Annotated in this window: 11 protein-coding genes; 10 read left to right on the forward strand and 1 reads right to left on the reverse strand. The window is 39.5% G+C overall.

Annotated elements, in window-relative coordinates:
* Positions 1 to 14: 14 nt before the first annotated feature.
* From HF876_RS04290 to fliT, 3 genes are read left to right on the forward strand one after another with little or no spacing between them, the layout of a single operon-like run.
* Positions 15 to 1,505 (forward strand): flagellar hook-associated protein 2, encoded by a 1,491-nt coding sequence (locus tag HF876_RS04290; protein WP_169358825.1) that lies wholly within the window; start codon positions 15 to 17, stop codon positions 1,503 to 1,505.
* Between the two features lie 28 nt (positions 1,506 to 1,533).
* Positions 1,534 to 1,935, forward strand: coding sequence for a flagellar export chaperone FliS (gene fliS / locus HF876_RS04295; RefSeq protein WP_169358826.1), 402 nt, complete (start codon positions 1,534 to 1,536; stop codon positions 1,933 to 1,935).
* Positions 1,932 to 2,285 carry a flagellar protein FliT gene (fliT, locus tag HF876_RS04300; protein ID WP_169358827.1) on the forward strand — a complete coding sequence of 118 codons (354 nt, stop codon included), beginning with the start codon at positions 1,932 to 1,934 and terminating at the stop codon, positions 2,283 to 2,285. The genes fliS and fliT overlap by 4 nt, the downstream gene beginning before the upstream one ends.
* Positions 2,286 to 2,324: 39 nt before the next feature.
* Here the strand turns inward: fliT and HF876_RS04305 are convergent, their stop codons facing one another.
* Positions 2,325 to 2,657 (reverse strand): SCP2 sterol-binding domain-containing protein, encoded by a 333-nt coding sequence (locus tag HF876_RS04305; RefSeq protein WP_240949618.1) that lies wholly within the window; start codon positions 2,655 to 2,657, stop codon positions 2,325 to 2,327.
* 156 nt (positions 2,658 to 2,813) lie between these two features.
* On the opposite strand from HF876_RS04305, the gene HF876_RS04310 reads away from it, so the two are divergent.
* The 7 genes from HF876_RS04310 to ilvN all read left to right on the forward strand — a co-directional run bounded on the left by HF876_RS04310 (position 2,814) and on the right by ilvN (position 12,053).
* Positions 2,814 to 3,518: a C40 family peptidase gene (locus HF876_RS04310; protein WP_169358829.1), complete on the forward strand. Its 705-nt coding sequence runs from the start codon at positions 2,814 to 2,816 to the stop codon at positions 3,516 to 3,518.
* A 19-nt stretch (positions 3,519 to 3,537) separates the two neighbouring features.
* Positions 3,538 to 5,226, forward strand: coding sequence for a methyl-accepting chemotaxis protein (locus tag HF876_RS04315; protein ID WP_169358830.1), 1,689 nt, complete (start codon positions 3,538 to 3,540; stop codon positions 5,224 to 5,226).
* A 166-nt stretch (positions 5,227 to 5,392) separates the two neighbouring features.
* A complete protein-coding gene (locus tag HF876_RS04320; protein WP_169358831.1) occupies positions 5,393 to 7,075 on the forward strand; it encodes a methyl-accepting chemotaxis protein in 1,683 nt (560 codons plus the stop codon).
* Between the two features lie 97 nt (positions 7,076 to 7,172).
* Entirely contained in the window at positions 7,173 to 7,358 is a 186-nt protein-coding gene (locus HF876_RS04325; RefSeq protein ID WP_169358832.1) for a hypothetical protein, read from the forward strand.
* Between the two features lie 406 nt (positions 7,359 to 7,764).
* The gene (ilvD, locus tag HF876_RS04330) at positions 7,765 to 9,432 is read left to right on the forward strand and encodes a dihydroxy-acid dehydratase (protein WP_169358833.1); all 1,668 of its coding nucleotides are present in this window, start codon (positions 7,765 to 7,767) and stop codon (positions 9,430 to 9,432) included.
* 357 nt (positions 9,433 to 9,789) lie between these two features.
* Complete coding sequence (gene ilvB / locus HF876_RS04335; RefSeq protein WP_481900276.1) at positions 9,790 to 11,538, forward strand: biosynthetic-type acetolactate synthase large subunit; 1,749 nt, start codon at positions 9,790 to 9,792, stop codon at positions 11,536 to 11,538.
* Complete coding sequence (gene ilvN / locus HF876_RS04340) at positions 11,535 to 12,053, forward strand: acetolactate synthase small subunit (RefSeq protein WP_169358835.1); 519 nt, start codon at positions 11,535 to 11,537, stop codon at positions 12,051 to 12,053. Before ilvB ends, ilvN begins: the two co-directional genes overlap by 4 nt.
* The last annotated feature ends 4 nt before the right edge of the window (positions 12,054 to 12,057 follow it).

Here is a 12,057-nt window from a genome sequence, read left to right on the forward strand (position 1 = left end):
GGGATGGTGATTTCATGCGTATTGGTGGATTAGCTAGTGGTATGGACACAGAAACAATCATTAATGATCTGATGAAGGCTGAAAAAACTTCATTGAATAAGGTCACTCAGAAAAAGCAATATACAGAATGGCAATTAGATGATTATCGTTCTGTGAACCGTCAGCTTAATGACTATAGTAATAAATTATTTGATACAATGATGAAACAATCTACTTTTATGGAGAAAACTGTTAATATTTCTTCGCCTGATGCAGTTGCTATCAAAAGTACAAGTGCAACCTCTGAGTTCTCTGGAAATATTTCTGTGGAACAATTAGCATCTCAAGCTACTTTGCAAAGTTCAAGTGCAATTACCGTAGATGGGAAAAATATTGATACAAAAGCAACTTTAAAAAGCCTAGGGTTAACTGGATCTAACTCTATAACTATTAATGCAATTGACAAGGATGGGAAGTTTTCTGCCGATAAATCAAAAACTTTAAATTTCGGTGAGGATGATACTTTAGAGTCAGTGTTGAAGAAAATCAACACTGAAACTGGAGTTACTGCTTTTTATGACTCCTTTACAGGGAAAATTGCCGTAACTGCAAAAAATTCTGGAAATGTTGCAGATGGACCAGAAATTGCAATTAGTGGTAATCTTGCAGAGACTTTAAAAATTAATGGTGATAATACGCAAGCGAATGGAAAAGAAGGACAGAATGCTATCTTTACTTTTAACGGCTTAAAAACAGAGCGTTCTGGCAATTCATTCCAAATCAATGGATTTGAAGTATCTTTGAAACAGACTACTTCCAATCCAGTAACATTCAGCTCTGCACCAGACACGGATAAGATAGTAGATTCTATTAAAACATTTGTAGATGATTACAATAAATTGGTCGAACAGTTAAACACAAAATTACGCGAGACTAAATATCGTGATTATGCACCTCTTTCTTCTGAACAAAAGGCTGATATGAAAGAAAAGGAAATTGAACTATGGGAAGAAAAAGCGAAAAGTGGTACGCTTAAAAATGATCCAATCATTAGTAATATGCTTCAGAAGATGCGCTCTACTTTGAGTGGTACAGTAGAAGGTTCATCGGGTTCTATCCGTTTAAGTGATATAGGGATTTCTACTTCCAAGGACTATTTATCAAATGGTAAGCTAGAGATAGATGAAACTAAATTAAGAGAAGCTATCAGTTCAGATCCAAATAGAGTTTATGAGGTCTTTGGCAAATCAAGCACCACTACTGGAGAAGCGGGTTTAGTCAGTCAAATGAGAACTGCTATTTCTGAAAGTAGAACAAAGCTGACGGATAAGTCTGGACTAACCGGTGCAGCTAATAATACATTTAGTATTGGGCGAACAATTAATAACTTTAATGATCAGATTAGTCGATTACAAAATCGTTTGGAAATGGTGGAAACGCGTTACTGGAAGCAGTTCACTGCAATGGAAAATGCGATTAACAGAGCCAATAGTCAATCTGCATCTATCGCAGGATTCTTTAGTTAAACCGTAATAAAATAAGAGGAGTGTTCTCATGGCAGTAAACAATGCCTATCAAGCATATCAACAAAATAGTGTAACTCAGTCGTCGCCAGGTGAATTAACATTGATGCTCTACAACGGGTGTTTGAAATTTTTAAACCAAGCCAAAAAAGGAATAGAAGAAAATAATATTGAGCTCAAGAACACGAATCTTCAAAAAGCGCAAAATATAATTCGTGAGCTTATAGTCACTCTAGATATGTCTATTCCTGTATCTGAATCTATGTATTCTTTATACGATTATATGTTAAATCGTTTAATAACTGCTAATATCCAAAATGATAGTGAAATGGTAGATGAAGTCATTGGCTATACAATGGAATTTAGAGATACATGGAAGCAGGTCATTCAAATTAATCGCCAAAAACAGTATGGCTCGACGGGTGAAATATGATTCGAGATAGCTTACAGGCTTGGAAGAATGTCACAGAGCAACTCTTAATAGAATTAGATGATCACGATGAAAACAATAGAGATCATTTGGTTGATCAAGTGGAGAAAACTCTTGAAATTCGTGAAAAGCTTCAGCCTTCTATTCAACCACCCTTTACGGAGGAAGAACTGATTTTTGGTAAAGGATTGCTTCCTTTAGAGGAAAAGTTAGCTATGAAGCTGAAAGGTCAACTAAGAGACATCCGATTGAACATATCTGATCAGCAAAGAAAGAAAGTTTCTATACATGCTTATATGGATCCTTATTCGCAAGTGAATAGAGATGGTACGTTCTACGATAAGAAAAAATAAAAAATCCGGCATAAGCAAATCTGCTTACGCCGGATTTTTTTATCCTTGAAAACTATACTCTTTCAACAACCCCTCAAGCTTCAAAGCAAGACCAATACTTCCATCCACCTTCAGCTTCCCGAACATAAACGCGGAAGTACTATTCAAATCTCCATTAATCAGCTTTACAAAATCCTTTGAGCTTAATTTTAATGTGCAATCAGCCTTAGTAGAAGTATCGTCTGTTACAAATGCTCTACCGTCTGCGATGACTAATTGTTTAACGGATGGCTCGTCGCCAGATAGGTGGAATTCGTAGCGGACGTTTTGGTTTTGGATTGGTGTCGGGTTGTTGTTCATTGTGTTTTCGATTTGTGCCCATGTTTCATTCATAGTCATATCCCCTTTGTCTAAATGAATGGTTATTCATTTATGATTATGACATATTTTCTGATAACTTACGAGTGTTTATTTCCCAGGTAATATTTTGTTGAAAGTTGTGGATGTTACGAAAGTTTTACCGATATAAACAGAAAGGGGGTTTAAAGTATGAGAAAGAAAGTGCTGATTATAGCTTTTATGCTGTTTTTTATTACAGAAAATGCAAGTGCAAGTACACTGTATGAGGTGAAAAAGGGAGATAGCCTTACAAAAGTTGCTAAATTACATAAAGTAACGGTAGCTGATTTACGTACTTGGAACAAGCTGACGAAGGATAATATTTATATTAAGCAAAAGCTTGTTGTACAAAAACCAGCCACAGTTAAAAGTGTCACAAAGGTTGTCCCAGCTAAAACAACACCTGTAGCAACAAAGCCTGTTCAAACGGTAGCTGCTCCAGTAGCGACACCAGTTACAGCACCTATTATTTCAGGTGAAGGACATGCCTATTACCCACTAATCATTGATTTTGCTAAACGTTTGGAAGGTATTCCTTATTTGTATGCGGGTAATACGATGGCTGGGTTTGATTGCAGTGGGTTTATATACTTCCTACATAATCAGGCTGGTGTAAAAATGGAACGTAAGAGCAGTGAGTCTTATTATTTGGATAGTGTTGTGGTGACTAATCCGGTCCCTGGAGATTTAGTGTTTTTTCAAAATACATATAAAGAAGGAATCTCTCATATGGGAATCTTTTTAGGGGATAATCAATTCATCCATGCAGGATCTAAGGGAGTAGAAATTACAAAGCTCGATAATGTGTACTGGAATGAGCATTTTGTTTCCTTTAATCGATTTGTTCAAAAGTAATTAAGACAGGAGAATGATTATGAAGTGGACCATTACAAAAAAAATGTGGTTGGGCTTCTCTGCAATTATCCTATTAATGGTGGTAGTTTCTTATTTTAGCAGCCTAGCATCGAAGGAAACAAATAGTAAATATAAAGAGATTCTTGAGGTAGATTCTGTAAACGTGAGTCTCATCCAAGATATTAAGATGACTCAAAATGAAACTACAGAAAATCTTTATGATTATTTATTAACAAAGACGGATGCTTCTCGAAAAGCTGTTAGAACAAACCTAGAATCCAATAAAAAGCTGATGGATGAGCTCAAATTAGGACTTAAATCAGAAGACACCTTGCCATTTATAGAGGATTATGAGAGAAAATATGTGATGTTTACAGAAGCGAATGAGAAGCTAATATCTAACCAAGTTCTTATTGATCCAAGCCAAATAAATACATTAACCAAAGATGTTAAAACAGTTAACGATAATATGATTTCTATATTAGACAAGATTGAGGAACAGGTTCAAAAGGATATGGCGAATACAGTGGATGAGCTACATGATTTTGAGCGTGCTGCAAACTTATTTATCATGGGCATTACGATCGCAGGGGCAATACTCGGAGCAGTGATTGCATTTTATATAGGTAGAAGTATAGCGCGTCCGATTAAGCGTGTGACTTCTGGTCTTACAGAAATTGCAGGGGGCAATCTGCTTGTAGAGCCAATTCTGATTAAGAACAAAGACGAGGCTGGGGAAATGGCCTCAGCATTTAACAAAATGTCAGCAGACCTCCGTATGATTGTTTCGAATGTACAGGAAACGTCTATGCAGCTTGCAGCTAATGCGGAAGAATTATCAGCCAGTTCGGAGGAAAGTTTAGCGAGCTCACAAATGGTAGCAAGCTCAGCTCATGAGCAAATGGCTAGCAGTGAACAGCAGGTACTCCATATGACTACTTCTATGGAAGGGATGTCGGAGCTTTCACAAGGAGTGAACGAAATTGCCTCTAGTAATGGTGAGATGCTTAATTCTGCTAATAATGTCGGAAAGCTTGTTAAACAGGGCTCAGATGTCATCGAGGCGGTGGCACAACAGATGAGCACTATTCATGAGACGTTTAATGAAACAGCAACCAATATGAGAGATATGGAGAAGCATTCTAGTGATATTCAAGGTATTACTACTCTTATTACACAAATCTCAGAGCAAACAAATCTGCTTGCATTAAACGCTGCGATTGAAGCAGCTCGAGCTGGAGAATATGGAAAAGGATTCGCGGTCGTTGCAGACGAGGTACGAAAGCTTGCAGAGCAATCCAAAAATGCTGCATCTGAAATAGCGGACATGGTAAAAGTGATCCAAGGGGCAACCGAGAATGCAGTGGGTGCAATTACAGCAGGAGAAGGCAAGGTTAAAGAAGGATTAGCGAAAACAAAAGAGTCCTTAGATGTATTTGAGCATATTGAAACCGCAGTAGTAGAAGTAGGCTTTAAAGTAGAATCTGTTTCTAGTGCAATTAAACAAATTCAAACGATTGCCCAAACTGTCACGGAGGGCTCAAGGGATGTTCAAAGACTCGCAGAGATTGTAGCGCAAGGGGCTACTGATACTAGCGCAGCAACAGAACAACAGCTTGCTTCCAATAGTGAAATTACGTCTAATGCTCAATCTCTAGCAAATTTAGCAGAAAAATTACAAGATAATATAAGTCATTTTAAAATGTAGGTATAAAGGTTCTATACTTAATTTAAAAAGTGTAGAACTTTTTTATGCCATTAGGAATAAATATGTACATTTATCTATGTCAAATTACCTTTTAAAAGTTATAATTATAAAGGTGCGTTTTTACTAGTGTGTATCCAAATACTAATTACGGAAAAGGAGTTCCAAAATGAAATTATCAATCTCCAAAAAAATGTGGTTCGGGTTTTCATTTGTTTTACTTTTATTAGTTTTTATAAGTGTTACTTCTATTTTTACTTCCTATGACCTTGCAAATAAGTATAAAGATATTATTGATAAGGATATTGAAAAGATTAATCTAGTATCAGAAATTGAAGTAATTCAAAAGGATATGGCGACTGCTATACTAGAGTTCGTTATGTTTGGTTCCGATGATGCTATCCAAAAATTTGATCAAGAAATAGAAAAGGGATCAGTCGCAGCTCGTGCTTTAATAGAATCTGTAAAGGATGAAGAGTCACAAAAGTTATTAAAGGATCTTCAAACAGAGACTGTACAGCTTTTTGAATCAAATGATAAAATAATCACGTTGAAAAAAAGCAATCAACCCTTTGAACAATATGCAGCAAAGTCAAGCGAGCTTAACGGCAATGCTTTGGCGATTTTAGGTGAGTTAAAACAAATTCAAGAAAAAAATATGCTACAGACTAGAGAAGAATTAGATACATATAATGATAAAGTTAACCTATTTATAATCATATTAGTAATCTCAAGTATTATTATAGGTATACTCGTTTCTCATTTCATCAGTAAAGGTATTTCTGCTCCAATACGCAAGGTGACAGAGGGACTAGAGGAAATTGCAAAAGGTAACCTGAAAGTAGAACCAATCGTTATTAAAAATAAAGACGAAGTTGGGGCAATGGCAACTACGTTTAATAAAATGACAAGTGATTTACAGCGTATCGTTTCTAACGTTCGCGATTCCTCTATGCAGCTTGCCGCTAATGCAGAAGAACTGTCTGCAAGCTCAGAGGAAAGCCTAGCATCCTCTCAAATGGTTGCTAAATCTGCAGAGGAGCAAATGGCAGCAAGTGAAGAGCAAGTGAAGCATGTTGAAAACTCTGTGCAATCTATGTCTGAAATGCAACAAGGCGTATCAGACATTTCACAAAACAACAAAGAAATGCTGGAAGCAACAGATGGCGTGAAAAAGCTCGTTACCAAAGGCTCTACAGTAGTATCTGGAGTAGCAAGTCAAATGAACACCATTCATGAAACATTCAAAGAAACAACAGAAATTATGAATAACATGGCTAAGCATTCCAATGAAATACAGTCCATTACAGCTTTAATCACGGACATCTCAGAGCAAACGAATCTACTTGCGCTGAATGCTGCAATTGAAGCAGCTCGTGCAGGCGAATATGGAAAAGGCTTCGCAGTAGTTGCAGAAGAAGTACGCAAGCTTGCTGAGCAATCCAAGAATTCTGCTTCTGAAATTGAATCCATGGTTAAACTAATCCAGTCGGCATCATCTGAGGCAGTTAAAGCGATCACAACAGGTGGAGACAAGGTAGAGGATGGTCTTTCTAAGACAACTGAATCATTAGATGTGTTTAATGAAATTGAGTCCAGTGTAGAAGAAGTTGCAGTGAAAGTTGCAACAGTTACTACAGCAATTGAACATATTAAGGAAATGACTAACTCTGTGACTGAAAGTGCTCAAGAAGTAGAAAACTTGGCAAACCATGCAGCAGAGGGAGCAAGTGATACGAGTGCAGCTACCGAGCAGCAATTAGCAGCAACCGAAGAAATTTCAACAAACGCACAAACATTGGCGACTCTTGCAGAAAAACTGCAAAGTGAAGTAAGCCATTTTAAAATCTAATAAATCGGGTTAACCCATAAAGAAGGCATTGTCACATATTGTGACGATGTCTTTTTTTGTAGCAATGATATAGAGAAGTGGCTAAGTGTAGGGGTCTATGGCCGAAGTTCTACCGGGTGAAGTATTGCGGGAAATAGGGAAAGAGTTGCGGGAAATAAAAGAGTTGCGGGAAATGAGGAAAGTGTTGCGCCAATCAGGCAAAGTGTTGCGCCAATGGGAAGAAGTATTGCGGGAAATAAAAGAGTTGCGGGAAATGAAGAAAGTGTTGCGCAAACGTAAGTAAGTGTTGATAGAAAAAAAGAGCCACTGGCAAGTAGGAGGAGTGTTCCCTAGAAGTAAAGTAATTGCAGTGTTACTTAATAGGAAAAATATTTTTTTGAATCCCCTCTTCTTTTCCCAAATCCCCAGACATATGCCTCTCACAATCATGTTATGTATAAACAAATTTTAAAATAATTTTTCCTTATACAAAATGTGATATATCGCTATTGTAAGCGATTACAATATAAATGAATATTCAAAACTAACAGAAAATTTAAAGAAATACGGTTGACTCTAAGGTTTATAGGGGTTATGATATCTTCAATATATTAAATATTGCAAGAAAATTCACAAAGTGAGTTAAACAGGTATTTACGAATTTTGCACAGGCAAACGCGTTGAAGCGGTAAAGTATAGGGGCGATGTAAATGAGAAGTGACATGATTAAAAAAGGTGTAGATCGAGCCCCACATCGTAGCTTACTTTACGCTACGGGGGTAAAAACAAGAGACTTAGATAAGCCGTTTATCGGTGTCTGTAACTCGTATATCGATATTATTCCAGGACATATGCATCTTAATAAGTTTGCAGAGGTTGTAAAGGATGCCATTCGAGAGGCAGGAGGTATTCCATTCGAGTTCAACACGATTGGTGTAGACGATGGAATTGCGATGGGGCATATTGGAATGCGATATTCGCTTCCAAGTCGTGAGCTAATTGCAGATTCAGCTGAAACTGTTATTAACGCGCACTGGTTTGACGGAGTCTTTTATATTCCGAACTGTGACAAGATAACTCCAGGAATGCTAATGGCTGCTGTAAGAACGAATGTCCCATCGGTTTTTGTATCAGGAGGACCAATGGAGGCAGGAGTATCCGCAGACGGTAAGCAGCTTTCCCTTACTTCTGTTTTTGAAGGGGTCGGCTCGTATAAGTCAGGTTCGATGACAGCCGAACAGCTTTTAGACATTGAACAAAATGCTTGTCCAACATGTGGCTCGTGCTCCGGGATGTTCACGGCTAACTCCATGAACTCTTTAATGGAAATGCTAGGTGTTACGTTACCTGGTAATGGTACGATCGTTGCTACATCGGATGAGAGACACCAACTGATTCGAGAGGCGGCAAAGCATCTTGTCCGAATGGTCAAGGAGGATGTGAAGCCTCGAGATTTGATTACGAAGGAAACAATCGATGATGCATTTGCACTTGATATGGCAATGGGCGGATCGACCAATACAGTGTTACATACGTTAGCAATCGCTCACGAGGCAGAAATTGAGTATAACGTCAGTGAAATAAATGAAGTAGCTAAGCGAATTCCTTATTTATCTAAAATTATGCCAGCATCTGATTACTCCATGCATGATGTTCACTTAGCTGGAGGAGTCAGCGCCATTATAAAAGAGCTTTGTGAAATACCTGGAGCGGTTCACCCGGATCGACTAACGATTACTGGTAAGTCACTCTATGAAAATGTGAAAGACTGCGAGATTAAAAATGAGCAGGTGATTAGAAGAAAAGAAAATCCTTATAGTCCAGTAGGTGGGTTATCCGTCTTATTCGGAAACATTGCACCAGAGGGCGGAGTCATCAAGGTTGGTGCGGTCGATCCTTCTATTAAGGAATTCACTGGTGAGGCAATCGTCTTTGATTCGCAGGAGGCTTCACAAGAAGCTATTGATAATGGAACGGTCAGAGAAGGTCACGTAGTCGTTATTCGCTACGAGGGTCCAAGAGGTGGTCCAGGAATGCCAGAAATGCTGGCACCGACATCTGCGATTCAAGGTCGTGGATTAGGAACAAAGGTGGCACTGATTACAGATGGAAGGTTCTCAGGTGCTTCCCGAGGAATTTCTATCGGACATATCTCTCCAGAGGCTGCTGACGGAGGACCGATTGCTTTAGTAGAAAATGGCGACATAATCGCGATTGATCTTATTAATAGAACGATAGAGTTACAGGTGAGTGAGGAAGAGCTCGTTAGAAGAAGAGCAGATTTACAACCATTTGAACCAAAGATTAAAAAAGGATATTTAGCAAGGTATTCCAAGCTCGTTACATCTGCAAGTACAGGTGGCGTGATGAAAATATAAATATTGCTGTAAATCTATGATGAGGCAAAAGTTAAAGGAATTTTGTATTCACAGAGAGCCGGTAATGCTGGGAGCCGGCAATACAACCTTTAGCGACATCCCCTCGGAGTGAGGTGTTGAACGGGATTATCCCTTTTAGATACTTCCGGGTGTAGTAATAAGCTACTCTCGTTAAAAATGGACGTTCGATGCTATGTCGTTTGTCTGCGAGGTAGCGGTTGCGCTACGAATTAGGGTGGTACCATGAAAAGAATTTCATCCCTATACAAAAGAACGATGGTTTCTTTGTGTGGGAGGAAATTCTTTTCTTTTTTATTAGATAAAAACTGGACGATTTGAGGAAGAGGAGGAATGATGATGAAGTTAACTGTAGAAGCGGAGCAATTGTTAGAGGAGCCGGCGACCAGTATAGCTGTCCCGGAAAAGAATGGTGCAGACGTGTTTATCGAGACGCTAAAAAAGCACCAGGTGGAAGTAGTATTTGGATATCCAGGTGGTGCCGTCTTACCAATTTATGATGCACTTCATAAAAACCCGATTAAGCATATTCTTGCCCGTCATGAGCAAGGAGCAATACATGCAGCAGAAGGATATGCACGAGTGTCTGGGAAAGTCGGAGTGGTGATTGCAACCTCTGGCCCTGGTGCTACAAACGTGGTGACAGGGATTGCAGATGCAATGATGGACTCGATTCCATTAGTCGTATTTACTGGGCAGGTTGCCACAACCGTTATCGGAACAGATGCCTTCCAGGAGGCAGACATCATTGGAATCACACAGCCAATTACGAAGCACAATTACCAAGTAAAGGATGTAGCAGATTTCCCAAGAATTATGAACGAAGCATTTCACATTGCTTCCACAGGTCGTCCAGGACCAGTAGTCGTCGATATACCTAAAAATATAGCAACAGGTATTTTCACCCCAAGGGAAGGGGAAACGGAAGCAGTTAATTTACCAGGCTACCAGCCAACTACTACGCCGAACTTCCTGCAAATTCAGAAGGCTGCGCAGGCAATCTCTACCGCAAAGCAACCATTAATATTAGCGGGAGCAGGAGTGCTGTTTGCAAACGCCTCAGAACAACTAAAGGAGCTAGCGGAAAAATACCAAATACCGATTACAAATACGCTACTAGGGCTAGGTAGTATCGAGGGAACACATCCTTTGTTTCTAGGAATGGCCGGTATGCACGGGACATACACAGCGAATATGGCCATCCAAACATGCGACCTACTCATTAATATAGGAGCAAGATTCGATGACCGTTTAACAGGGAATTTAAATTACTTTGCTCCAAACGCGAAAGTAATTCATATCGATATAGATCCAGCGGAAATCGGTAAAAACGTACCAACCGAAATACCGATTGTAGCGGACGCGAAAGAGGCATTAGAGGCCCTACTCCATCAAAATGCACCAAATGGCAACACAGCCGCTTGGCTAGAGAGCTTAAAGGTCAATCAAGAGCAATACCCATTACACTATGATGCAAGTGGAGATAGGGGGCTGCTTCCTCAGCAGGTTTTAGAACTAGTGCAGGAATACACAAATGGAGAGGCAGTTGTGACAACTGATGTCGGGCAGCATCAAATGTGGACAGCGCAGTATTACAAGTTCCAAAAGCCGCACAATTGGGTGACCTCAGGTGGTCTAGGGACAATGGGATTTGGCTTCCCAGCAGCAATTGGAGCTCAAATAGCTAAGCCGGATGCGAAGGTGGTATCCATCGTTGGAGATGCTGGATTCCAGATGACACTTCAGGAGCTCTCGTTACTCCAAGAAATGCGTATACCGGTAAAGGTCATTATTTTAAACAATCAGGCACTCGGTATGGTTCGACAGTGGCAGGAGACTTTTCACGGAGAACGTTATTCTCACTCCTTAATCCCGGTACAGCCAGATTTTATCAAGCTCGCAGCTGCCTACGATATTAAGGGATATAGAATCGAGACATATGAAGAGGCAAAGGTGCAATTAAAAGAAGCACTTGAGTCGGATGAGCCAGTGTTGATCGATTGCCGAGTAGTCCAAAAGGAAAGTGTCCTTCCAATGGTTGTCCCGGGCACAGCATTACACGAAATGATCGGGGTGAAGCCAGAATGAAACGAATCATTACGGTCACGGTCATCAATCAAAGTGGAGTGCTTAATCGCGTGACTGGTCTCCTGATGAAGCGTCAATTCAATATTGAGAGCATCACAGTAGGTCACACCGAGCAGCCTCAAATTTCTAAAATGACCTTTGTCGTTAACGTAGAGGATGAACAGAAGCTTGAACAGCTGTTAAAGCAGCTCCAAAAACAAGTAGACGTGCTGAAGGTAAATGATATTACAGAAAAATCAATAGTAGTTAGGGAGCTCGCATTAGTAAAAGTAGTGTCTCCACCTTCTGTAAGAGCGGAGATCAATAGTTTAGTAGAGCCTTTCCGAGCTTCAACGATTGATACAGGAAAAAATGTTGTTACATTCCAGGTCACTGGAAACCCAGAAAAAATAGATGCGTTTATCGAGCTCGTCAAGCCTTATGGCATTAAAGAATTAACAAGAACTGGTGTTACTGCCTTTGTAAGAGAAACGCAAAAGGCCGCAAATGCACCTTATCTTTCTATATTGCAATAACAAA

Source organism: Psychrobacillus sp. BL-248-WT-3 (genome assembly GCF_012843435.1).
Lineage (GTDB): Bacteria > Bacillota > Bacilli > Bacillales_A > Planococcaceae > Psychrobacillus.